General features: G+C 64.2%; 25 protein-coding genes. 16 read left to right on the top strand and 9 right to left on the bottom strand.

Translation table 11 applies throughout. The features are described from left to right. Positions 1–134: 134 nt before the first annotated feature. Positions 135–1,001 (top strand): AraC family transcriptional regulator, encoded by an 867-nt coding sequence (locus BM408_RS10205; protein ID WP_254774766.1) that lies wholly within the window; start codon positions 135–137, stop codon positions 999–1,001. Positions 1,002–1,013: 12 nt separating this feature from the next. Here the strand turns inward: BM408_RS10205 and BM408_RS10210 are convergent, their stop codons facing one another. The 3 genes from BM408_RS10210 to BM408_RS10220 form a co-directional block, all read right to left on the bottom strand. Further along, positions 1,014–1,355 (bottom strand): DoxX family protein, encoded by a 342-nt coding sequence (locus BM408_RS10210; RefSeq protein WP_092129657.1) that lies wholly within the window; start codon positions 1,353–1,355, stop codon positions 1,014–1,016. A gap of 80 nt (positions 1,356–1,435) precedes the next feature. Further along, complete coding sequence (locus BM408_RS10215) at positions 1,436–2,335, bottom strand: SDR family oxidoreductase (protein ID WP_092130062.1); 900 nt, start codon at positions 2,333–2,335, stop codon at positions 1,436–1,438. A gap of 64 nt (positions 2,336–2,399) precedes the next feature. Further along, positions 2,400–3,155 (bottom strand): glucose 1-dehydrogenase, encoded by a 756-nt coding sequence (locus BM408_RS10220; RefSeq protein ID WP_092129659.1) that lies wholly within the window; start codon positions 3,153–3,155, stop codon positions 2,400–2,402. Between the two features lie 182 nt (positions 3,156–3,337). On the opposite strand from BM408_RS10220, the gene BM408_RS10225 reads away from it, so the two are divergent. Together BM408_RS10225 and BM408_RS10230 are read left to right on the top strand one after the other, a co-directional pair. Continuing rightward, a complete protein-coding gene (locus BM408_RS10225) occupies positions 3,338–4,234 on the top strand; it encodes a LysR family transcriptional regulator (RefSeq protein WP_092129661.1) in 897 nt (298 codons plus the stop codon). Positions 4,235–4,398: 164 nt separating this feature from the next. After that, positions 4,399–5,376 (top strand): alpha/beta fold hydrolase, encoded by a 978-nt coding sequence (locus tag BM408_RS10230; protein WP_092129663.1) that lies wholly within the window; start codon positions 4,399–4,401, stop codon positions 5,374–5,376. 45 nt (positions 5,377–5,421) lie between these two features. Here BM408_RS10230 and BM408_RS10235 read toward each other — a convergent pair whose 3' ends face one another. Beyond that, entirely contained in the window at positions 5,422–6,396 is a 975-nt protein-coding gene (locus BM408_RS10235; RefSeq protein ID WP_092129665.1) for a LysR family transcriptional regulator, read from the bottom strand. 117 nt (positions 6,397–6,513) lie between these two features. Here BM408_RS10235 and BM408_RS10240 point away from each other — a divergent pair, with 117 nt between their 5' ends. Further along, the gene (locus BM408_RS10240) at positions 6,514–7,389 is read left to right on the top strand and encodes an oxidoreductase (protein WP_092129667.1); all 876 of its coding nucleotides are present in this window, start codon (positions 6,514–6,516) and stop codon (positions 7,387–7,389) included. 69 nt (positions 7,390–7,458) lie between these two features. On the opposite strand, the gene BM408_RS10245 is transcribed toward BM408_RS10240, so the two are convergent. Next, complete coding sequence (locus tag BM408_RS10245; RefSeq protein ID WP_092129669.1) at positions 7,459–8,679, bottom strand: MFS transporter; 1,221 nt, start codon at positions 8,677–8,679, stop codon at positions 7,459–7,461. A 125-nt stretch (positions 8,680–8,804) separates the two neighbouring features. Between BM408_RS10245 and BM408_RS10250 the strand changes: the two genes are divergently transcribed. Beyond that, positions 8,805–9,752 (top strand): LysR family transcriptional regulator, encoded by a 948-nt coding sequence (locus BM408_RS10250; RefSeq protein ID WP_092129671.1) that lies wholly within the window; start codon positions 8,805–8,807, stop codon positions 9,750–9,752. 10 nt (positions 9,753–9,762) lie between these two features. Here BM408_RS10250 and BM408_RS10255 read toward each other — a convergent pair whose 3' ends face one another. Next, positions 9,763–10,422: a TetR/AcrR family transcriptional regulator gene (locus BM408_RS10255; RefSeq protein WP_092129673.1), complete on the bottom strand. Its 660-nt coding sequence runs from the start codon at positions 10,420–10,422 to the stop codon at positions 9,763–9,765. A gap of 180 nt (positions 10,423–10,602) precedes the next feature. Between BM408_RS10255 and BM408_RS10260 the strand changes: the two genes are divergently transcribed. The 9 genes from BM408_RS10260 to BM408_RS10300 all read left to right on the top strand — a co-directional run bounded on the left by BM408_RS10260 (position 10,603) and on the right by BM408_RS10300 (position 16,523). Then, positions 10,603–11,076 (top strand): VOC family protein, encoded by a 474-nt coding sequence (locus tag BM408_RS10260; RefSeq protein WP_092129675.1) that lies wholly within the window; start codon positions 10,603–10,605, stop codon positions 11,074–11,076. Positions 11,077–11,079: 3 nt separating this feature from the next. After that, a complete protein-coding gene (locus BM408_RS10265) occupies positions 11,080–11,499 on the top strand; it encodes a nuclear transport factor 2 family protein (RefSeq protein ID WP_092129677.1) in 420 nt (139 codons plus the stop codon). Between the two features lie 53 nt (positions 11,500–11,552). Then, positions 11,553–11,981, top strand: a complete 429-nt coding sequence (locus BM408_RS10270) for a VOC family protein (RefSeq protein WP_092129679.1) — start codon at positions 11,553–11,555, stop codon at positions 11,979–11,981. A 15-nt stretch (positions 11,982–11,996) separates the two neighbouring features. Then, positions 11,997–12,344, top strand: a complete 348-nt coding sequence (locus tag BM408_RS10275; RefSeq protein ID WP_092129681.1) for a YciI family protein — start codon at positions 11,997–11,999, stop codon at positions 12,342–12,344. 25 nt (positions 12,345–12,369) lie between these two features. Further along, on the top strand, positions 12,370–12,990 hold the full coding sequence (locus tag BM408_RS10280) for a glutathione S-transferase family protein (RefSeq protein WP_092129683.1): 621 nt from the start codon (positions 12,370–12,372) through the stop codon (positions 12,988–12,990). Positions 12,991–13,035: 45 nt separating this feature from the next. Then, complete coding sequence (locus tag BM408_RS10285) at positions 13,036–13,542, top strand: DUF1579 domain-containing protein (RefSeq protein WP_254774767.1); 507 nt, start codon at positions 13,036–13,038, stop codon at positions 13,540–13,542. A 140-nt stretch (positions 13,543–13,682) separates the two neighbouring features. Then, positions 13,683–14,633: an ABC transporter ATP-binding protein gene (locus tag BM408_RS10290; RefSeq protein WP_092129685.1), complete on the top strand. Its 951-nt coding sequence runs from the start codon at positions 13,683–13,685 to the stop codon at positions 14,631–14,633. Beyond that, positions 14,630–15,391: an ABC transporter permease gene (locus BM408_RS10295; protein ID WP_092129687.1), complete on the top strand. Its 762-nt coding sequence runs from the start codon at positions 14,630–14,632 to the stop codon at positions 15,389–15,391. The genes BM408_RS10290 and BM408_RS10295 overlap by 4 nt, the downstream gene beginning before the upstream one ends. An 85-nt stretch (positions 15,392–15,476) precedes the next feature. Then, a complete protein-coding gene (locus tag BM408_RS10300; protein ID WP_092130064.1) occupies positions 15,477–16,523 on the top strand; it encodes a pirin family protein in 1,047 nt (348 codons plus the stop codon). Between the two features lie 34 nt (positions 16,524–16,557). Here BM408_RS10300 and dkgB read toward each other — a convergent pair whose 3' ends face one another. Beyond that, a complete protein-coding gene (dkgB, locus tag BM408_RS10305; RefSeq protein WP_092129689.1) occupies positions 16,558–17,382 on the bottom strand; it encodes a 2,5-didehydrogluconate reductase DkgB in 825 nt (274 codons plus the stop codon). A 46-nt stretch (positions 17,383–17,428) separates the two neighbouring features. Next, a complete protein-coding gene (locus BM408_RS10310) occupies positions 17,429–18,631 on the bottom strand; it encodes an MFS transporter (protein WP_092129691.1) in 1,203 nt (400 codons plus the stop codon). A 133-nt stretch (positions 18,632–18,764) separates the two neighbouring features. On the opposite strand from BM408_RS10310, the gene BM408_RS10315 reads away from it, so the two are divergent. Together BM408_RS10315 and BM408_RS10320 are read left to right on the top strand one after the other, a co-directional pair. After that, complete coding sequence (locus BM408_RS10315) at positions 18,765–19,649, top strand: LysR family transcriptional regulator (protein ID WP_092129693.1); 885 nt, start codon at positions 18,765–18,767, stop codon at positions 19,647–19,649. Positions 19,650–19,681: 32 nt separating this feature from the next. Further along, positions 19,682–20,167: a hypothetical protein gene (locus tag BM408_RS10320; RefSeq protein ID WP_092129695.1), complete on the top strand. Its 486-nt coding sequence runs from the start codon at positions 19,682–19,684 to the stop codon at positions 20,165–20,167. A gap of 72 nt (positions 20,168–20,239) precedes the next feature. Here BM408_RS10320 and gap read toward each other — a convergent pair whose 3' ends face one another. Next, positions 20,240–21,238, bottom strand: a complete 999-nt coding sequence (gene gap, locus BM408_RS10325) for a type I glyceraldehyde-3-phosphate dehydrogenase (RefSeq protein WP_092129697.1) — start codon at positions 21,236–21,238, stop codon at positions 20,240–20,242. Positions 21,239–21,288: the final 50 nt, after the last annotated feature.

A 21,288-nucleotide genomic window follows, 5' to 3' on the forward strand; every position in this document is an offset into this window, starting at 1 on the left:
TTAAGGGGAAGACATCTGCGCGGCGGGGCTTGTTGATGCCTTCGCTGCACAGGAAGAAGTTTCGCGCGACAATCCGGACTTAATGGATGAATTCGTCCATCAAATCATCCTTATCGTACAAAGCGCCCCAAATCATGAACATCGCCATGACCGACGGACTCGACCGCCTCTCCGCCCTGATGGACCGCTTTCGCGTGCGGGCCCATATGTTTCACAACGGGCCGCTGTGCGGCGTCACGCGCTTCACACCCGAAGCCGGGCTGGGCTTTTTGCATGTGATGCGGCGCGGCACCATGGTGGTGACGCACCGCGCGGGCGCGGGCGCACCCAAGCGGGTCGAGGTGAGCGAGCCCAGCCTGGTGTTTTACCCACGGCCTTTGGCGCACGACTTTCACAACGCGCCGGTGGAAGGCGCCGACTTCACCTGCGCGACGCTGGCCTTTGACGGCGGCGCCAACCACCCGCTGGCGCGTGCGCTGCCGGCGCTGGTGGTGTTGCCGCTCGCGCGTGTGCAGGGGCTGGAGCACACGCTGGCCCTGCTCTTTGCCGAGACCGAGCAGGTGCGCTGCGGCCAGCGGCTGCTGGCCGACCGGCTGTTTGAGGTGTTGCTGCTGCAACTGCTGCGCTGGCTGCTCGATCACCCAGAAGATGGCAGCGCACCCGAAGGCCTGCTGGCCGGCCTGGGCGAGCCGCGCCTGGCGCGCGCGCTGGTGGCGGTGCACGAAGCGCCGGGCGAGGCCTGGAGCCTGGAGCGGCTGGCGCAATCGGCCGGCATGTCGCGCAGCGCGTTTGCGGTGCTGTTCAAGCAGAAGGTGGGGCAAACGCCTGCCGACTACCTCGCCACATGGCGGCTGGCGATTGCACAGGCCGAGCTGCGCGGCGGCCAGTCGCTCAAAGCCATTGCGGCGCAGCTGGGCTATGCCAACGCGTCGGCGCTGTCGCGCCTGTTTGTGCAGAAGACGGGGGTGTCGCCGCGTGAGTGGGTCAAGGCGTCTTCGTAGGCGCGGCTTTTTTTAGCGGCCTTGCGGCGCCAGGGCCAGCAGCACAAAGCCGCCCGCCAGCGCGAGGTTCTTGAAGAAATGCAGGACCTGGTTGCGCAGTTCTTGCGGTGTGGCGGCCCAGAAGCCGTGGGCGATAAAGGCGTCGACCAGCAGGAAGGCCGCGGCGGCGAGGGCGAACCAGCGCACCTGCCAGCCAAAGGCCAGCGCCAGGCCGGCGCTGACTTCGATGGCGCCTATCGCCGCTGCGGTGTAGTTGCGCAGGCGGGCCGATTCAATGAAGTGCGAGGCGCCGGGGCCGATGAAGGCCAAGGCCATGAGGATGCGGGCGAGAGAGAGGATGACGACGGGTTGCATGGTGTTGCCTCTAAAGGTGATAAGTCAGTGAATAAGGCATCACACGGCCCAGGGTCACCCAAGCCGTGTGATGAACACCCTCAGGCCGCGCGGCGCACCGCAGGCTTGAGCATGTCGGCGATGCCGATGCGGTGGGCGAATTCTTCGCGCACGCGCTCAGCCACCACGGTGACTTCACCGGCGCCGTCGTCGATGAAGTCGGTCACCGAGCGGAAGGGGCGCGTGCCGGCGGGCAGGCCCACGATGCGGGTGATGTCGTCGGCCACGGCCTGCGGGTCGGCGTGATCGGGGCTCAGGGCCGAGAGGCGCTCGCCGACTTTATCCATCACGCCGTCATAACGGGCATAGGCGGACGCGGTCGCAGCATCAGCAGGCTTGCCGGCGCTGGGGAAATGGTCCGTGCCTTTGGTGAAGGCGCCGGGCACGACGATGGAGGTCTCGATGCCGAAGCGGGCGAGCTCATACGACATGGTCACAGCCATCGAATCCATCGCGGCCTTGGCAGCGGCGTAGGGGCCGAGGAAAGGCGGGAAGCCGCCGCGCACCGTGCTGCTGCTAACCCACAGCACCAGGCCCGCTTCAGCCTTGCGCATCACCGGCAGCACGGCGCGGTTCACGCGCTGGCTGCCCAGGAAATTGGTGTCCAGCACCTTGATGATTTCTTCAGGCGTATAGGCCTCGGCGGGGCCGACGACCAGATGGCCGGCGTTGTGCACGATGACATCGAGGCGGCCCTGCTCGGCCATGATGTGCGCCACGGCGGCGTCGGCTGAAGCTTGCGAGAGCACGTCGAGTTCAACGGCGCGCAAGTCGAAGCCATTGGCAAAACTCCAGTCGCGCAGCTCACGCACCTTGGGCGCATTGCGGCCCTGGATGTCGCGCATGCTGGCATACACCGTGTGGCCGGCTTGTGCGAGTGAACGGGCAGTGAGGTGGCCGATGCCGGTGCCTGCACCGGTGACGAGGATGACGGATTTCATGATGTGTGTCTTTCTGAATATGGTTTGAAAAGAGTGTTTGATGGGTTGGTGAAAGTGCTTGCGTTCAAACAACGCCGCCATTTGCCCGAAGCGTTTGGCCGTTCACCCACGCAGAGTTCTCACTCACGAGAAATGCAACCGCACTGGCGATGTCCTCAGGCGTGCCCAGGCGCTCAAGCGGCGCCATCTTTGCCATGCGCTCAATCGTCTCGGGCGTCTTGCCGTTGAGGAACAAGGCCGTGGCGGTGGGGCCGGGAGCGATCGCGTTGACGCGGATGTTTTTGCCTCGCAGCTCTTTGGCCATGATGTTGGTGAAGGTTTCCACCGCGCTCTTGGTGGCGCCGTAGATCGCGTAGCCGGGCAGGGCCAGGCCAATCACGCTGGTCGAGAAGTTGACGATGCGGCCACCGGGCTGCAGGCGCGTTGCGGCTTCACGCAGGGTGTTGAAAGTGCCTTTGACGTTGACGGCGAAGAGGCGGTCAAAGGTGTCGTCGTCGGTGTCGGCCAGTGCCGGCAGCGTGGGCGGCATGATGCCGGCGTTGTTGACGAGCACGTCGACGCGGCCGAAGGCCTTGATGCTGCCCTCAAACAGCTGCTTCACTGCCGCTGAGCTGGCCACATCGGCCTGGATGGCAACGGCCTTGCCGCCGGCGGCCGTGATGGACTGCACCACGGCCTGGGCTTCGCCGGCCTGGCCGGCGTAGTTGACGACGACGGCATAGCCTTCTTTGGCCAGACGCTGGGCAATGGCGGCGCCTATGCCGCGCGAGGCGCCGGTGACGATGGCGGTTTGAGTGACTTGGTTTGCGGAAGCGGTCATTTGGAACTCCTGAGATTGATGAACTTGGTAAGGGGTTGGTTGGCTCTGACCGCCCGGGGCGCTGGGTGTGTTGTGCGCTTTTGGTGAGTCAGTGAAGGTATTGTTCTATTCAATCTACGCGCGATAAATACCGTAAAATTGCCATCACTGTTCAATGAATATCAACAATAGAGGCGCGCTCCATGGACCGTTTCAGCTCGATGCAGCTCTTCACGCGAATCGTGGAGCTGGGCAGTTTTACGAAGGCGGCTGACGACCTCTTGCTGCCGCGCGCCACCGTGACGCACGCCGTGCAGCAGCTTGAAAAACGCCTGGGCGCGCGCCTGTTGCACCGCACGACGCGGCATGTGAGCCCCACGCAGGACGGCGCGGCGTATTACGAGCGCTGCCTGCGCCTCCTGACCGACCTGGAAGAAGCCGAATCGGCTTTCGTCAACACCGGCAGCAAGCCGCGCGGCAAGCTGCGGGTGGATTTGCACGGCACCTTGGCCAAACACTTTTTGCTGCCGGTGATCGGCGATTTTTTTGAGCGTTACCCCGACATCGAGCTGGAGATCGGCATGGGCGACCGGCTGGTGGACCTGGTGCGTGAAGGGGTGGACTGCGTGCTGCGTGTGGGCGAGCTGGCGGAGTCCAGCATGGTGGGCCGGCGTGTGGCGCTGCTGGAGCAGGTGACCTGCGCAAGCCGCGAGTACCTGGCCAAACACGGCACGCCCGACACGATAGAAGCGCTGCGCGGGCACCGCGCCGTCAACTTTCTCTCCAGCCGCACCGGCAAGGCGCTGCCTTTTGATTTCATCGTGGACGGCGCGCCGCGGCAGGTTTACCTGAAGGGCTCCGTCGCGGTGACGGATGCCGATGCCTACAAGGTCTGCTGCGCCGCGCACCTGGGCTTCATACAAGTGCCGCGCTACCACCTGGCCGCGCAGCTGGAGGTGGGCGCACTGGTTGAAGTGCTGCAGGCGTTTCGGCCAGCGCCCATGCCGGTGTCGGTGCTGTACCCGCACCACCGGCAGCTCTCGCCACGCGTGCGAGTATTTGTTGATTGGGTGGCGGACGTGATGGGCCGCGCACGCTGACACGCCGGGGCGCCCTCCCCAAACGCTGCATTGGCAGCCAAAAAGCCTTGATTATTCATAAAAACTGAATGAGTAAAACAGCCAAACGGTCTTCCTGAAATAAAAGCTGAAACCTACATTGGAGGCTCTTCTTCAACTTTTATTCACCTCACCAGGAAATCGTCATGACCACCGCTTCTTCCACGCTTGCAGCCACCCGCCGCCAATTGCTGGCAAGCGCCGCCACCCTGGGCGCTGCAACAGCCGGCCTGCTGGCCGCTGCAACACCCGCTTTGGCCGCCACGCCCCTGCTCGCCAACGAAGGCCGGGTACCCGGCTTCACCGCGCGCAATGCCAAGGTGAACGGCACCACCATTCACTACCGTGTGGGCGGCAAAGGCCCGGCCGTGGTGCTGCTGCACGGCTATGCCGAAACCAGCCATATGTGGAACCCGCTGATGCCGCTGCTGGCCAAGACGCACACGGTCATCGTGCCGGACCTGCGCGGCGCCGGCGGTTCGGCCAAGCCCGAAGGCGGCTACGACAAGAAAAACATGGCGGTCGATATTCATGAACTGGTGAAGTCGCTGGGCATCAACAGCGCCGCCATCGTGGGCCACGACATCGGCCTGATGGTGGCCTATGCCTATGCCGCGCAATTCCCCACCGAGACCAGCCGCGTCGTGCTGATGGACGCCTTTCTGCCCGGCATCGGCAACTGGACCAATGTGTGGCTGCTGCGCGACCTGTGGCACTTTCACTTCCATGGCAAGACGCCGCTGGCATTGGTCAAGGGCCGCGAGCGCACTTACTTTGAACACTTCTGGAACGACTTCGCGGCCGACGCCACACACTCGATCCCCGAAGCCGACAGGCGCATCTACGCCGCGGCCTATGCGCAAGAGGGCGGCATGCGTGCGGGCTTTGAGTACTTCAAGAACTTTGAAAAAGACGCGGCTGATTTCGCGGCGCTGGGCAACACCAAGCTGACCATGCCCATGCTGGTGCTCTCGGGCGAAAAAGCCGGCGGCACATTCCTGATTGACCAGGGCCGGCTGGTGGCAAAAGACGTCAAGGGCGTGGTCGTCAAAGGCTCAGGCCACTGGCTGATGGAAGAAGCGCCTGAGCAGGTGATTCCGGAGTTGCTGCAGTTCCTGAACTGAGCACGAGCATCTCGTAGCGAAGGGCCGCGCGGTGCGCGGCCTTTTTTATGTTGACGCCGTCCGTGCGCGCCGGGCGTTGGGTTTTGCGGGCACCAACTCATGTGGCTCGAGAAAAAACGCCTTGTTGCCCACCAGCCGCTCCACGGCCAGGTCGATGAAGGCCCGCGCACGCGCCGGCTGCGCGTTGCGGCTGCCGTAATACACATGCAGGCCCAGGTGCTCGGTGACATGCTGCGTGAGCAGCGGCACCAGCTTGCCCGCGCGCACCAGTGGCGCGGCGGTGACGCCTATGAGCTGGCCCACCACCTGGCCGGCCACCACGGTGCGGGCTTCAAGGTCCACGTCGTTGGTGAGAAAAGCAGCCGCGATGTTGTGGCCCACGACTTCTTCACCCACCTTGAATTCCCAGGGCATGGCCTTGCCGGTGCCGGTGTGCCGGAAGCCGCTGCAGCGGTGGCCGGCGAGTTCGGCGATGGTTTGCGGTGCGCCGTGCTGCGCGATGTAGGCGGGTGAGGCGCAGACGATGAGTTGCAGCGGCATGATGCGCCGCGAGATGACGCCGCCCTCGGGCGGCGAGCCGGCGCGAAAGCCGACGTCAACGCGGTCTTCCACCCAGTTGCCGATACGGTCGTCCATCTGGATGTCGGGGTCGACCTGCGGATGGCGGCGGCAATATTCTTCAAGCACCGGCCACAGCACCTCGAGCATGATGGAACGCGGCGCGACGATGCGCAACGGCCCGGCGATGTCTTCGCGGCCGCGCCTTGCGCCGTGCAGTGCGCGCTGCAGCGTGGTCAGCCCCGGCTGCGCGGCCTGCAGGAATTGCTCGCCCTCTTCGGTCAGGCTCAGGCTGCGGGTGGTGCGGTGAAACAGGCGCACGCCCAGGTGCTGCTCAAGCTGCACCAGCGCCTGGCTGGCGGCCTGTGGTGTGATGGCCTGGGCGGCAGCGGCCTGGCGCAGGCTGCCCAGCTCGGCGGCCTTGACGAAGGTGGACACGGCGCGCAGTTCATTGAAAGCCATAGCGGCCCCTCATTGTCATGATTTGCTTGATTATGAACCCAGCGATTGCTATCTATTCGGCACGCAATCGAAAACCTACATTGCCCTCCTCAGCAACATTTTTTAAAGGGCAAGACCATGAATGCAGTAACGGCGAAAGCTGATTTCAAACGTGTATGGATGATCACCGGCGCGGCGCGCGGCATTGGCGCCCGCATCGCCGAAGCGGCGCTTGCGCACGGCGACGCGGTGGTGGCGACCTCGCGCGACGCCGCCTCGGTGCAAAAGCGGTTCCCGGACAGCGCGGCGCTGCTTGCGCTGCCGCTGGACGTGACCAATGAGGCGCAGGCCGCCACTGCCGTGCAAGCCGCGCTGGCGCGCTTTGGCCGCATCGACGTGCTGGTCAACAACGCGGGCTTTGGCCTGCTGGGCGCGGTGGAAGAAGCCACGGCCGATGAAGTGCGCCGGCTTTATGAGACCAATGTGTTCGGCCTGCTCAATGTGACGCGCGCCGTGCTGCCGGCGATGCGCGCGCGCCGCAGCGGCCATGTGATCAATATCTCGTCGCTGGGCGGCTACCAGTCGGCTCCGGGCTTTGGTGTTTATTGCTCGACCAAGTTCGCGGTGGAAGGGCTGACCGAAGCACTGCACGGCGAGCTTGCGCCGCTGGGCATTCATGTGACGACGGTGGAGCCCGGTTACTTCCGCACCGATTTTCTGGAAAGCAATTCGCTGGTGGTGTCGCCGCGCATTCTGGACGACTATGCCGCCAGCGCGGGCAAGGTGCGCGTGGCCGCCACGCAGATCAGCCTGAACCAGCCGGGTGACCCGCTGCGTCTGGCGCAGGCAATGCTGACGCTGGTGGATGCCGCTAAGCCGCCGCTGCGTCTGGCGATGGGCACGGACACGCTGCAGACGATTGCCGACAAGCATGCGTTTGTGGAGGCCGAAGTGAAAGCATGGCGGGCACTGTCTGCTTCGACGGACTTTCCGAAAGAAGCGCTGGCGGCTTGAGCTGCAGCGTTCAAATAAAAAAGGGCCTCTCACGAGGCCCTTTTTTTGGCTGCACGTCTACGCCGGATTTCACGCAGCGCAGGGTGCCAGTTTCTTTACAGGCCACAGCCGCACCACCAGCGCGGCCACACCCGAGACCGCCGCCATCACACACACGCCCTGCCAGCCGGCGTGGGCCAGCACCACGCTGCCCAGCCAGGCGCCGCTGGCCATGCCGCTGAACATGCCGATAAAAAGCACTGCGTTGAGGCGGCTGCGCGCGGCGGGCTCGATGCCGTAGATGATGGTTTGGTGCGCGATCAACGTGGCCTGCGCGCCCAGATCAAACACCACCGCGCCCAGCGCGATCAGCCACAGCTGGTTGGGGCCAAACGCCATCGCGATAAATGCGGCGGCCACCAGCGCAGCGCCCAGGCGCGTGACGACTTCGGGGCCGCGGCTGTCGGCAATGCGGCCCGCCAGCGGCGCGGCCAATGCACCGGCAGCGCCGGCCAGGCCGAAGGCGCCGGCTGCGCTGCTGCCCAGGTTAAAGGGCTCGGCATGCAGCATGATGGCCAGCGTGGACCAGAAGGCGCTGAAGCCGATGCTGATCAGCCCCTGGGCGATGGCGGCGCGGCGCAGTGCGCCGTGGCGCTTCCACAGCGTGGCGAGTGACCCGAGCAGCGCCAAATAAGGCAGCTGCGTGGTTGCCGCAAAGCGCGGCAGGCGGCGCCACACGGCCACGCCCAGCAGCGCGATGCTGACGGCAGCCGCCACAAACATGCTGCGCCAGCCGAACTGCTCAGCCACCACACCGGCCACCACGCGTGAGAGCAGGATGCCGAGCAACAAGCCGGTCATCACGGTGCCGACGGTTTTGCCGCGCTGCGATTCAGGCGCGAGCGTGGCGGCTGCCGGCACGATGTCTTGCGCCAGGGTGGCGGAGAGGCCGATGGCCAGGCTGGCCAGCGCGAGCACCGTCACCGAAGGCGCGGCGGCGGCCACCAGCAGCGCCAGTACCAGCGCCGCAGCCTTGCCGAGGATGATGCGGCGGCGGTCATAACGGTCGCCCAGCGGCGCAAGCAGGCCAATGCCGAGTGCGTAGCCCAGCGTGGTGAGCGTGGGCACAAGGCCGATGGCGGCTGGGGTGGCGCTGAACTCACCGGCCAGCAGGGCCAGCATGGGCTGGCTGTAATAGAGGGCCGCGACGGCCAGGCCCGCGCCGGTGGCGAGTAGAAGAATCAGCGAGAAAGGCAGCCCCGGCCCGATTTGCTCGGGCGGGTGGGTGCTGGAGGGGGTGCTTGAAGCCATGGGGCGGATCCTGTTTTGAGACTGAAAGCGAGTATGCGGGGCGGCTTTTATCCTGTGAAGGCGGCCAATGGGCACAATGGTCATACGCTGTACGCATACAAGACGCCTAATTGGATGGAAACGCCATGAAAACCGCCCCCGACCGGATCGAGCTGATGCAGACCTTTGTGCGCATCGTGGAGGCAGGCAGCCTGTCGGCCGCCGCCGCGCAGATGAACACCGCCCAGCCCACGGTGAGCCGGCGCCTGCAGGCGCTGGAGCGCTCGCTGGGGCTCAAGCTGCTGCAGCGCTCAACCCATGCGATGAAGCTGACGGAAGACGGCGAACGCTGCTTTGCCCGCGCCAAGGAGCTGCTGGGCAACTGGGACGCGTTTGAGGCCGACTTGCGCGGCCCGAAAGACGTGCCGGAGGGCACGCTGCGCGTGGTGGTGCCGCATGCGCTGGGCCAGCAGCGGCTGGTGGGGCCGCTGGTGGACTATTTGCGGCGCCACGACCGCGTGACGGTGGAGTGGCTGCTGCATGACGGCACGCCTGACTTCATCGCCCAGGGCATTGACTGCGCGGTGCACGTGGGCACGGTGGAAGACCCGTCGCTGGTGGCGGTGAAGATCGCCGAGGTGCGGCGCATTGTGGTGGCCGCGCCTTCGCTGCTTAAAGGCAAGCCGCTGCCGCTGCAACCGGCCGACTTGCAGGCGCTGCCCTGGCTGGCGCTGCAGACTTTTTACCGCAGCGAGGTGACGCTGATCCACCACGGCAGCAAAGACGGCAACCCGGACGAAGAGCAGCGCTTTGCCATCAAGCCGCGCCTGGGCACCGACAGCCTGTTTGCGCTGCGCAACGCCACGTTGCTGGGCCTGGGCGCGAGCATCGCCTCGACCTGGCTGGTGGCTGACGATGTGGCCGAGGGCCGGCTGCTGCACCTGGCGCCCGAGTGGTGTGCGTCGCCCTTGCCGGTTTATCTGGTGTACCCGTATTCGAATTTTTACCCGGCCAAGCTGCGCCGCTTTGTGGAGGCGCTGCGCGACGGGTTGCCCACGGGCATGGGCTTGCCTGTGCGCGCGGCGGGGCGTTGAAGAGGCCTTCTCAAAGGCCTTTTTCGACCATGTCCAGCAGCCGCTGGCCGATCTGCTGCATCTGCGGGCCCAGGACGGGGCCCAGCGGGCCGTCAATGACCAGCATGGCCAGGCCGTGCACCGCCGACCAGGCCAGAAACTCGGCGCCGGGGCGGCGCTCGGGTGGCAGCACACCGGCGGCCGCCAGTTTGTCGAGCGCGGCGCTGAGCAGCTCGAACGGGTCCAGGCCGCTTTGGCCTTTGCGCTCGCTATCAGCCGGCCGGCCCTCGGCCCGTTCCTTCAGGTCGTCTGAAGGGCCGAACGCCGTGCGGAACAAGCCGCTCTCGGCCTGCGCGAAACGCAGGTAACCCGCACCCACCGCGCGCACATTCGCCCGGGCGAATTCGGCCGGCGGCAAATCGGCCGGCACGGTGGCCAGCTCGGCCTCCATGGCGCGGGCCACGGCCGCCAGCGCGGCGGACCGGACGGAATACAGCAAGGCCTGGCGGCTGTCGAAATGCCGATAGGCGGCATTGGGCGCCACGCCCGCGCGCCGGGTGGCTTCGCGCAGCACCACCGCCTCGGGCCCGCCGGCGCGGGCCAGCTCCACGCCGGCTTCCAGCAGGGCGCGCCGCAGGTCCCCGTGGCGGTAAGTGCTGCGGGGTGGCGGGGACTGGGGCGCGCTGGACATGACCTGTTACGTATTTATGTGGACAGTGTTCATTATCTTTGCTATTCTTTTGTGGACGGTGTACACAATACTGCTGATCCAGCCACCGCGCAAGCCTTCAAAACGCATTTTTGGACCCGTTTGAAGCCTTTTTGACCCGTCAGCCTGTCCACATAACCATTGATTTCAGGAGCCCGGACCATGCAGAAAATCACCCCTTTCCTCTGGTTTAACGACCAGGCCGAGGAAGCCATGAACTTTTATGTCTCGATCTTCAAGAACTCGAAGATCACCATGCTCAGGCGCTACGGCAAGGAAGGCCCGGGGCCGGAAGGCTCGGTCATGACCGGCAGCTTTGTGCTGGAAGGCCAGGAATTCATGGCGCTGAACGGCGGCCCGCATTTCCACTTCACGCCCGCCATCTCGCTGTTTGTGGACTGCAAGACGCAGGCCGAGGTCGACGATCTCTGGGACAAGCTCTCGACCGGCGGCGCGCCCAACCAGTGCGGCTGGGTGCAAGACAAGTACGGCCTGTCGTGGCAGATCATCCCCAGCTTGCTCGGCGAGCTGCTGGGCGACAAGAACCCCGCCAAATCCGGCGCGGTGATGAAGGCCATGCTGGGCATGCACAAGATCAACCTCAAGGGCCTGCAGGAAGCCTACGACAGGGCCTGAAGCATGACAACGCCCATCGCCAGCCTCGTGCGCCGCTATTTCTCGGCCTACGAAACAAAGGACAGGCTAGTCCTTGAAGGCATGCTTCATGAGAGCTTCGCCTTCAGCAGCCCGCTGGACGACCGCATCGACCGCGCCGCCTACTTCGCCCGCTGCTGGCCCAACAGCCGGACGCTGCGCCGCTTCACGGTCGAGAAAATTTTTGAACAAGGCGACGAGGCTTTTGTACGTTACGAAGCCGAAAGCACCACGGGCAAAAAGTTTCGCAACACGGAGTGGTTTCGCTTTGAAGGCGGCAAGCTGATGGAAGTGCAGGTGTTTTTCGGCCGCGACACCCGGCCGGCCCTGCCTGCTGCCGCTACTTCAACCACCACCACGCGCCGCAACGAATGGCCGGCCACGGCCGCGCTGTTTCCGCGCTGAATCTTCACCCACCCACCAACGCTATCCCACTCACCCACCAAAAGGAAATCACCATGATCGTCCAGTCCTACCTCATGTTCAACGGCCGCTGCGAAGAGGCCATCGAGTTCTACCGCAAGGCGCTAGGCGCGCAAGTCACGATGATGATGCGCTTCAAGGAAAACCCCGAGCCGATGGCCGACGGTTGCGCCGGCGGCCCCGCGCCTGACCCGAACAGCGTCATGCACGCCAGCTTCAAGATTGGCGAGACGGAGTTGATGGCCTCCGACGGCATGGGCGGCGGCAAGCCGGAGTTCAAGGGCATTTCGCTGTCGCTCACCGCGCCCAGCGACGCCGAAGCCAAGCGCCTCTTTAACGCGCTTGCCGACGGCGGCAAGATTGAAATGCCGATGGACAAGACCTTCTTCGCGTCGTCCTTCGGCATGGTGGCCGACCGCTTCGGCGTGTCGTGGATGGTGATCAACCCGCTGCCGATGCCCTGAGCCCGGCGGTAGCGCATGCAATACCTGCTGATCATCTGCCACGACGCGAGCTTCGTGCCCACGCCGGCGCTGGTCACCGAGATCGGCGCCTGGGTAAAAACCATGGAAGGCCGCGGCATCCTCAAGCACGGCAACCCGCTGCGCCCGCCCGCCGACGCCATGACGGTGCGGGTGCGGGAGGGCCGGCGGCGCGTGAGCAGCGGGCCGTTTTCACAGAGCCGCGAAAAGATGGCCGCCTACGGCCTGATTGAATGCGCCAGCCCCCAGGAGGCCATCGACATCGCGGCCGGCCACCCCATGGCCCGCGAGGCGACGATTGAAGTGCGGCCTGTGTGGGCCGACCTGCCGCGCATGGCGGCATGACGATTCAGGAACCGAAAGACACGCCATGAAGCTTTATTACTCCGACACGCTGAACCCGCGAAAAGTCTGCGCCGTGGCGCAACACCTGAAGTCGCCGGTGGAATTCATCCGGGTGGAGCTGGGCACGGGCGAGCACCGCAGCCCGGCCTTCCGCGCGATGAACCCGAACGCCAAGGTGCTGGTCGATGGCGACCTGGTGCTGTGGGAATCGAACGCCATCATGTGCCACCTGGCCGAAAAAGCCGGCTCGGACTTGTGGCCCCAGGACGCGCGCCGCATCGACGTGATGCGCTGGCTGATGTGGGACGCGACCGAGTTTGCGCCGCTGGCCAGCGTGTTTTATTTCGAGCACATCATCAAGCCGCGCTTTGGCATCGGCGAGCCCGACGCCGCGGAAACCGGCAAGGCGACGCCGGGCTTTGAGCGTTTCGCCAAGGTGCTGGATGCGCACCTGAAAGGGCGCCGCTACCTGGTGGGCGACGCGCTGAGCATCGCCGACTTTGCGGTGGCCATCACACTGCCCTACGCCGAGAAAACCCGGCTGCCGCTAGGCAACTTCCCCGAGATTCGCCGCTGGCACGAGGGGCTCAATGCGCTGCCCGCCTGGCGTGAGCCTTTTCCGGCAGCCAGATTGCAGGCGGCATAAGGCTGGCTGCGCCCATCAACCCTCAACGCAAGACAGGAGACCGGCATGGACAACGAGATGAAAATCGAAGCACCGCAAAAAGAACACCTCTGGTTGCAACAGCTGCTGGGCGACTGGACATTTACCAGCGAAATGGAAATGGCCCCGGGCCAGCCCGCCATGAAAGGCGGTGGCAGCGAAAGCGTACGCGCCATCGGCGGCTTTTGGGTGCTGAGCGAAGGCAGCTGCCAGATGCCCGGCAGCGACGGCGGCGACAAGGGAATCATGCTGACCACTCTGGGCTACGACCCCAAGCAAAATGCTTTTGTGGGAACCTGGGTCGGCTCGATGATGACCAATATGTGGGTCTACAAAGGCAAGCTGGATGCATCGCAAAAAGTGCTGACGCTGGACACCGAAGGCCCCAGCTTCAGCGGCGACGGCAAGCTGGCCCGCTACCAGGACGTGCTCACCATCAAAAACAAGGACGAGCGCACGCTGCACTCACAGGTGCGGCAGGACGACGGCAGCTGGAAACGCTTCATGATCGCGACCTACCGGCGTGTGAAGTAGGCGTCGGGCCTGTGCGCGAGGCGGCAATGCCCTGAAAACCCTAGTCCCGGCGTTTTCACCCGCGCTCTATAGAATGACCCGGGCCTCCTCAGGCGTCATGAAGACGCCATTCAGGCGCCACCTTCACATCAGGATGCCGCGTGCAAGCCATTATTTCCATCCAGCAACTGAGTAAAACCTACGCCTCGGGCTTTCATGCGCTCAAGTCGGTCAACCTGGACATCCAGCGCGGCGAGATTTTTGCCCTGCTCGGCCCCAACGGCGCGGGCAAGACGACTTTGATCAGCATCGTCTGCGGCATCGTCAACCCCAGCTCGGGCCGTGTGCTCGCCGACGGGCACGACACCGTGAGTGACTACCGCGCCGCCCGCGCCAAGATCGGCCTGGTGCCGCAAGAGCTTTCAACCGATGCCTTTGAGACCGTGTGGTCCACGGTGAGCTTCAGCCGCGGCCTTTTCGGCAAACCGCCCAACCCGGCCTACATCGAGAAGGTGCTGCGCGACCTGTCGCTGTGGGAGAAGAAAGACAGCAAGATCATGACGCTCTCAGGCGGCATGAAGCGCCGGGTATTGATTGCCAAAGCCCTGTCGCATGAGCCGGCCATCCTGTTCCTGGATGAGCCCAGCGCGGGCGTCGATGTCGAGCTGCGCAAGGGCATGTGGCAAATGGTGCGTGAACTGCGCGACAGCGGCGTCACCATCATCCTGACCACGCACTACATCGAGGAAGCCGAAGAGATGGCCGACCGCATAGGCGTGATCAACAAGGGCGAGCTGATCGTGGTCGAAGACAAGGCGGTGCTGATGCGCAAGCTGGGCAAGAAACAACTGAGCCTGCAGCTGCAAACGCCGCTGCAAAGCATTCCAGCCGAGCTGGCCGGGCTGCCGCTTGAGCTGACGAAAGAAGGTCACACCCTGGTCTATACCTTCGACTCGCAGACCGAGGAAACCGGTATCGCGGCATTGCTCAAACAGCTGGCCGGGCTTGGCATTGACTTCAAGGACTTGCATTCGAGCGAGAGTTCGCTCGAGGACATCTTTGTGAGCCTGGTGCATGGGGACGCCCCTGCCGCGCAGAAGGAGGCCGCATGAACTGGCACGCCATACGCGCGATCTACCGCTTTGAAATGGCGCGCACCTTCCGCACGCTGATGCAGTCCATCGCCTCGCCGGTAATCTCGACCTCGCTCTACTTTGTGGTGTTCGGTGCGGCCATCGGCTCCCGCATGGGCGACATCGACGGCATCCGCTACGGCGCCTTCATCATCCCCGGCCTCGTCATGCTGTCGCTGCTGAACGAAAGCATCTCCAATGCCGCTTTCGGCATCTACATGCCTAAATGGTCGGGGACGATTTACGAACTGCTGTCGGCGCCGGTGTCGTCGATGGAGGTGGTGATGGGCTATGTGGGCGCGGCGGCGAGCAAATCCGTTTTGCTGGGCCTGCTGATCCTGGCGACGGCGCGCCTGTTTGTGCCGTACGAGATCGCGCATCCTTTCTGGATGCTGTGCTTTCTGCTGCTCACAGCGCTGACCTTCAGCCTCTTCGGTTTCATCATCGGGCTGTGGGCGGACAACTTCCAGAAACTGCAGGTGGTGCCCATGATGGTGGTGACGCCGCTGACCTTTCTGGGCGGCGCGTTTTACTCCATCAACATGCTGCCGCCGCTGTGGCAAAACATCGCCCTGTTCAACCCGGTGGTCTACCTGATCAGCGGATTCCGCTGGAGCTTTTACGGCGTGGCCGATGTCAATGTGGGCATCAGCGTGGCGGCCATCCTGGGCTTTCTGGCGCTGTGCCTGGGGGCGGTGTGGTGGATCTTCCGTACGGGATGGAAGCTCAAGGCCTGAGTACGTAGCACGCGGTCAAGCTTGAAAGCGCGGCGTTCAAGCGCATATATGTTGTTTGAAAATCTCACGTCAGAAAGGCCGCATCATGCCCGCCAGCCACCTCGTCGTTAAAGTCAGCCCGCTCGGTTTTCCGTGGACGACGCTCGACCCTTTCCTCTTTTGCGTCTATCACGACGACGCCTATCCCAAAGCCAATGCGCAGATGGGCCCGGACGCTTCGCTGGCCGGCCGCGACATCGGCCAGGACTTTGCCCGCAAGGACGGCTGGAATATGTACCACGGCAGCACGGTGCCGGGCTTTCCGGCGCACCCGCACCGCGGCTTTGAGACCGTGACCATCGCGCGCAAGGGGCTGATCGACCATTCCGACTCGCTGGGCGCGACCGCGCGCTTTGGCCGCGGCGATGTGCAGTGGCTGACCGCCGGCAAAGGCATCGTGCATTCCGAGATGTTTCCTTTGCTGGACGCGCAGAACCCGAACCCGCTGGAGCTGTTCCAGATCTGGCTGAACCTGCCAGCCGCCGGCAAGATGAGCGAGCCGCACTTCACCATGTTCTGGTCGCAGGACATTCCGCGCCTGAGCGTGAAGGACGCCGATGGCCGCGGCACCGAAGTGGCCATCATTGCGGGCCGGGTGCAAGGCGCCGAAGCCGCGCCGCTGGCGCCGCCGCCCGACTCCTGGGCGTCGCAGGCCGATGCCGACGTGGCGATCTGGACGATACGCATGGCGCCCGGCGCGCGCTGGACGCTGCCTGCCGCGACTGGTGACGGCACACGTCGCCAGCTGTATTTCTTCAAGGGCCAATCGGTGGCGATAGACGGGCAAGCCGTGGAGGCCGGCAGCGCCATTGAATTGCGCGCCGGCATGGATGCAGAGCTGGTCAACGGCAGCGAGGAGGCCGAGTTCCTCATGCTGCAAGGCAGGCCTATCGGTGAGCCGGTGGTGCAGTACGGCCCGTTTGTGATGAACACCCAGGCCGAAATCGCGCAGACCGTGGCCGACTACCGGCGCACGCAGTTCGGCGGCTGGTCGTTTGCCGACGAAGCGCCGGTGCACGGCCGCGACCCGGCGCGCTTTGCGCGGCACCCGGGCGGGCGTGAAGAAAAGCCGGCGGAGCTGCCCAGCCGCTGAGGCTGGCCGGCGCCTTGCCGGCTTGCTGCTTTTCTCAATCCCACTTCGGCGCCAGGCCTTCGGGGTTCACCAGACGGTCGCCGCGCTCGAGCGCGGCGATGGCGGCCATGTCGGCGTCCGTCAGGCGCAGTTGCTGTGCCTTCAGGTTGCTCTCAAGGTTGGCTCGTTTTGTTGACGACGGGATCACCGCGTAACCCAGCTGCATCGCCCAGGCCAGCGCTACTTGTGCCGTGCTGGCGTTATGGCGCTTCGCGATCTCCAGCAGCACCGGGTCTTGCAGCACCTTGCCGTAAGCCAGCGTCATGTAAGACGTGATGTGGATGCCCTGGCTCTGCGCGAAATCCACCACCTTGCGGTTTTGCAGGTAGGGGCTCAGTTCGATCTGGTTGGTGGCGATGTTGGCCGCGCCCACAGCCTCGATGGAGCGGGTGAGGTAGTCGATATTGAAATTGGACACGCCGATCTTGCGTGTGAGCTTCTGGGCCTTGGCTTCCATCAAGGCGCCCAGGGTGTCTTCCAGCGGCACGGGTTGCTTGGGCGCGGGCCAGTGAATCAAGGTCAGATCGACGTGGTCGGTGCCGAGCTTGCGCAGGCTTTCCTTGAGGCTGGGAATGACTTTGTCGCCCGCGAAGTTGTCGGTCCAGATTTTGGTGGTGATAAAGAGCTCGCTGCGCGGCACGCCGCTTTCAGCAATGGCCTGGCCCACCTGGGCTTCGTTGCCGTAGATCTGTGCGGTGTCGATGACGCGGTAGCCGAGGTCCAGCGCGTTCTTGACGGAGTCGATGACGACCTGGTCTTTGAGCCGGAAGGTGCCGACGCCGAATGCGGGGATGTTTTTGTGGGTAACGGTGGTGTTCATGGTGATGTCCTGTGTTTGACGGGTTTGAAGTTGTGAGTGGATGAAATCAGTGTGCAACGACTGGGCTGTTGCCTGCTGCGCGGGGCGCAAAGCCCTCACGCACGTCAAGGCGACCGCTCCAGTAAGTGAGGGCCAATGCGCCCAGCACTACTACCGCGCCAATCCATGGCGTATGCATCAGACCCAGATGCGTGACCACCAGGCCGCCGGCCCAGGCTGCAAAGGCGATGCCGAGGTTGAAGGCGGCGATGTTCAAGCCCGAGGCCACGTCGACCGCATGGGGCGTGTGGCGCTCAGCCTGGCGCACCACATAAACCTGCAGGCCAGGCACATTGCCGAAAGCCACGGCGCCCCAGAGCATCACGGTGGCCACGGCCAGCCAGGGGTGCGGCGCAGTGAAGTTGAAGACAAACAGCACGGCGGCCAGCAGCGCAAAGATGATCTTCAGTGCGGCGATGGGGCCCTTGCGGTCGGCCAGCTTGCCGCCCCAGATATTGCCGGCGGCCACGGACACGCCATAGACCAGCATCACCCAGCCCACCGCACCGGCGCCAAAGCCGGACTGCTGCAGGATGGGCGCAAGAAAGGTGAACGGGATGAAAGAGCCGCCGTAACCCACGGCCGTGGTGGCATACACCAGCAAGAGGCGCGGCTGGGCCAGCACCTTGAGCTGCTGGGCCACCGATGCGGGCGGTGTGTGCTTGATGCTACGCGGCACAAAGAGCAGGCTGACCACAAAGGCGATGGCGCCCAGCGCCGACACGGCCAGGAAGGTTTCGCGCCAGCCGAAGTGCTGGCCGATAAAGGTGCCCAGCGGCACGCCAGTGACCAGCGCCACGGTGAGGCCGGTGAACATGATGGCGATCGCGCTGGCGGCTTTTTCTTTGGGCACCAGGCCGGTGGCAATGGTGGAGCCTATGGAGAAGAACACACCGTGGGCCAGGCCCGTGAGGATGCGCGCAGCGATCAGCGAGTTGTAGCCCGGTGACTGCCAGGCCAGCAGGTTGCCCAGCGTGAACAGGGCCATCAGGCCGAGCAGCAGGGTTTTGCGCGGCAGCTTGCCGGTGAGCGCCGTCAGCAGCGGCGCGCCGATGGCGACGCCCAGTGCGTAAAGGCTGACCAGCAGGCCGGCTGAGGGCAGGCTGATGTGAAGATCGGCCGCCACGATGGGCAGCAGGCCGACGATGACGAACTCTGTCGTTCCGATGGCGAAGGCGCTGATCGTCAGCGCAAGAAGGGCAATGGGCATGAGGGGCTCCGGGTGTCCAAAACGGACAAAAAGAACAAGGAAGCCCGAAGTTTGCGCGTTTGACCTTTGCAGAATAAGCCCCTAACGCGCAGAATATAGTTGACTCAGAATCAACAATGCCTAGCGGAACCCCATGAAAACGACGATAGAAGAACTGCTGGCGTTCCGCGCGGTGGTCGACACCGGCTCCATCACCGCGGCGGCCGACCAGCTGGACCAAACCGTCTCGGGCGTGAGCCGCGCGCTGGGCCGGCTTGAGAAAAAGCTGGGCGCCACCTTGCTGCGCCGCACGACACGCCGGCTGGAGCTGACGGAAGAAGGGCGCGGCTTTCTCGCCCGCACGCGCGCCATCCTCGATGCGATGGATGAAGCCGAAGAAGAGGTGGCCACGCGGCGCGAGGCGCCCGCCGGGCTGCTGCGGGTGAACGCGGCCCCGCCCTTTATGCTGCACGCCATCGTGCCGCTGGTGCCGGAGTTCAGCGCGCTCTACCCCAAGATCAGGCTGGAACTCAACACCGACGACCTGAACGTCGACCTGCTGGCCCAGCGCACCGATATCGCGATCCGCATAGGCGCGCTGCGCGACTCCACCCTGCACGCGCGGCCGCTGTGCACCAGCCGCCTGCGCGTGCTGGCCAGCCCCGCCTACCTGGAGGAGCACGGCAAACCCAAACGCGTAGCTGATTTGGCGCGCCACGCACTCATCACCAACAGCCAGGTCGCCTCGCTCAATGACTGGCCGCTGCGCGGGCCGCAGGGCGACAGCTACAGCGCTGCACCGGCTTTCAGCGCCTCCAGCGGCGAGACCATGCGCCACCTGGCGCTCACCGGCATGGGCATCGTCTGCCTGGCCGACTTCATGACCGAGGGCGACCGCGAACGCGGCGAACTGGTGCAAGTGCTGGGCAAAGACACACTGGACGTGCGGCAGGCGGTGAACGCGGTGTACTACCGCAATACGGCGCTGTCGTCGCGGATCACGGCGTTTCTGGATTTCATGGCGGAGCGGCTGGCCTGAGAGATACCGAAAATGAAAAGTTATAGTGCGCCATGACCCTTTTGGACACCACCAGGCGCCACCTGCCGCTCCTCTGCGTCACACTCGCTCTGGCTGCGGGCTATGTCTGGCTTGAGGCGGTGTCGCCCGCCACACCCACGGGCCCGGAGCAGCTCGTGCAGCTGGAAGGCCGGGTCATCAAGGCTGAAGCCGAGCGCAAACGCCGGAACTACCCTGCCGCCCATGCGGTTGTCTGGCTTCGCAGCGGAAACAACACCTACCGTCTCCAAAGCGAAGACCTGTCGCTGCTGCCGGAGCTTCGCGAGGGGACGCGTGCCCGGATGGGCGTGACGTCGAAAGAAAACATCCTCGGGCCATCGCTGATCTGGACGGTCAGCACTGACAGCGGATTCCAGCGGGACTACTCAGACGTTTACCGCTACGCCAAACCGGGAATCAGGATTCATTGGGAATACCTGCTTTTCTGTCTTGCCGGCGTGCTCTGGACGGGCTACATGACGCTTTGGCGCAGAACATGATGCCTTGCAGCCTTGTGATGTGCACAGCCGAAAAAAAAGCACCCGAAGGTGCTTTTTTGACGTTGGCATCGCTTACTTCGAAACGACGCGCACCATCTCCAGGCACTTGTTGGAGTAGCCCCATTCGTTGTCGTACCAGGCGACGACCTTGATGAAAGTGCCGTCCAGCGCGATGCTGGCGTCGGCGTCGAAGATCGACGTGCGTGCATCACCGCGGAAGTCGGTGGCGACGACCTTGTCTTCGGTGTAGCCGAGGATGCCCTTGAGGGCGCCTTCGCTTTGCGCCTTCATTTCGGCGCAGATTTCTTTCAGCGTGGCTTCCTTGTTGAGCTCGCAGGTCAGGTCAACCACCGACACATCGGACGTTGGCACGCGGAACGACATGCCGGTCAGCTTCTTGTTGAGCTCGGGAATCACCACGCCCACAGCCTTGGCAGCGCCGGTGCTGGAAGGGATGATGTTTTCCAGAATGCCGCGGCCGCCGCGCCAGTCTTTGTTCGACGGGCCGTCCACGGTTTTTTGCGTGGCGGTAGCGGCGTGCACAGTCGTCATCAGGCCGCGCTTGATGCCCCACTTGTCATTCAGCACCTTGGCAACAGGCGCCAGGCAGTTGGTGGTGCAGCTGGCGTTGGAGATGATGGCTTCGCCCTTGTAGGTCTTGTCATTGACGCCGAAAACAAACATCGGGGTGTCGTCTTTGGAGGGTGCCGAGAAGATCACCTTCTTGGCGCCGGCGGCCAGGTGCTTTTCACCCGAGGCTTTGTCGAGGAAGAGGCCGGTGGACTCCAGCACCACGGTAGCGCCGATGTCGCCCCACTTGAGGTTGGCGGGGTCGCGCTCTTGCGTCAAGCGGATTTTCTTGCCGTTGACGATCAGCGTGTTGCCGTCGACGGACACGTCGCCCTCAAAGCGGCCGTGCACCGAGTCGTACTTGAGCATGTAGACCAGGTACTCGGGCTCGAGCAAATCGTTGATGCCGACGATTTCGATGTCGCCAAAGCTCTTGATCGCCGAGCGGAACACATTGCGGCCGATCCGGCCAAAACCATTAATGCCAAGTTTGATAGTCATTCTCTGTTGCTCCTGGAAGTTGAAATCTTGTTGAATCGGCGGGGCGTTGC

It is taken from the genome of Polaromonas sp. YR568 (assembly GCF_900116715.1).
GTDB lineage: Bacteria > Pseudomonadota > Gammaproteobacteria > Burkholderiales > Burkholderiaceae_C > Polaromonas.

Bases quoted from the DNA above. Each gene is read 5' to 3' on its own strand.
- BM408_RS10205 (WP_254774766.1), top strand. From the start codon at position 135: ATGAACATCGCCATGACCGACGGACTCGACCGCCTCTCCGCCCTGATG.
- BM408_RS10210 (WP_092129657.1), bottom strand. From the start codon at position 1,355: ATGCAACCCGTCGTCATCCTCTCTCTCGCCCGCATCCTCATGGCCTTG.
- BM408_RS10215 (WP_092130062.1), bottom strand. From the start codon at position 2,335: ATGAAATCCGTCATCCTCGTCACCGGTGCAGGCACCGGCATCGGCCAC.
- BM408_RS10220 (WP_092129659.1), bottom strand. From the start codon at position 3,155: ATGACCGCTTCCGCAAACCAAGTCACTCAAACCGCCATCGTCACCGGC.
- BM408_RS10225 (WP_092129661.1), top strand. From the start codon at position 3,338: ATGGACCGTTTCAGCTCGATGCAGCTCTTCACGCGAATCGTGGAGCTG.
- BM408_RS10230 (WP_092129663.1), top strand. From the start codon at position 4,399: ATGACCACCGCTTCTTCCACGCTTGCAGCCACCCGCCGCCAATTGCTG.
- BM408_RS10235 (WP_092129665.1), bottom strand. From the start codon at position 6,396: ATGGCTTTCAATGAACTGCGCGCCGTGTCCACCTTCGTCAAGGCCGCC.
- BM408_RS10240 (WP_092129667.1), top strand. From the start codon at position 6,514: ATGAATGCAGTAACGGCGAAAGCTGATTTCAAACGTGTATGGATGATC.
- BM408_RS10245 (WP_092129669.1), bottom strand. From the start codon at position 8,679: ATGGCTTCAAGCACCCCCTCCAGCACCCACCCGCCCGAGCAAATCGGG.
- BM408_RS10250 (WP_092129671.1), top strand. From the start codon at position 8,805: ATGAAAACCGCCCCCGACCGGATCGAGCTGATGCAGACCTTTGTGCGC.
- BM408_RS10255 (WP_092129673.1), bottom strand. From the start codon at position 10,422: ATGTCCAGCGCGCCCCAGTCCCCGCCACCCCGCAGCACTTACCGCCAC.
- BM408_RS10260 (WP_092129675.1), top strand. From the start codon at position 10,603: ATGCAGAAAATCACCCCTTTCCTCTGGTTTAACGACCAGGCCGAGGAA.
- BM408_RS10265 (WP_092129677.1), top strand. From the start codon at position 11,080: ATGACAACGCCCATCGCCAGCCTCGTGCGCCGCTATTTCTCGGCCTAC.
- BM408_RS10270 (WP_092129679.1), top strand. From the start codon at position 11,553: ATGATCGTCCAGTCCTACCTCATGTTCAACGGCCGCTGCGAAGAGGCC.
- BM408_RS10275 (WP_092129681.1), top strand. From the start codon at position 11,997: ATGCAATACCTGCTGATCATCTGCCACGACGCGAGCTTCGTGCCCACG.
- BM408_RS10280 (WP_092129683.1), top strand. From the start codon at position 12,370: ATGAAGCTTTATTACTCCGACACGCTGAACCCGCGAAAAGTCTGCGCC.
- BM408_RS10285 (WP_254774767.1), top strand. From the start codon at position 13,036: ATGGACAACGAGATGAAAATCGAAGCACCGCAAAAAGAACACCTCTGG.
- BM408_RS10295 (WP_092129687.1), top strand. From the start codon at position 14,630: ATGAACTGGCACGCCATACGCGCGATCTACCGCTTTGAAATGGCGCGC.
- BM408_RS10300 (WP_092130064.1), top strand. From the start codon at position 15,477: ATGCCCGCCAGCCACCTCGTCGTTAAAGTCAGCCCGCTCGGTTTTCCG.
- dkgB (WP_092129689.1), bottom strand. From the start codon at position 17,382: ATGAACACCACCGTTACCCACAAAAACATCCCCGCATTCGGCGTCGGC.
- BM408_RS10310 (WP_092129691.1), bottom strand. From the start codon at position 18,631: ATGCCCATTGCCCTTCTTGCGCTGACGATCAGCGCCTTCGCCATCGGA.
- BM408_RS10315 (WP_092129693.1), top strand. From the start codon at position 18,765: ATGAAAACGACGATAGAAGAACTGCTGGCGTTCCGCGCGGTGGTCGAC.
- BM408_RS10320 (WP_092129695.1), top strand. From the start codon at position 19,682: ATGACCCTTTTGGACACCACCAGGCGCCACCTGCCGCTCCTCTGCGTC.
- gap (WP_092129697.1), bottom strand. From the start codon at position 21,238: ATGACTATCAAACTTGGCATTAATGGTTTTGGCCGGATCGGCCGCAAT.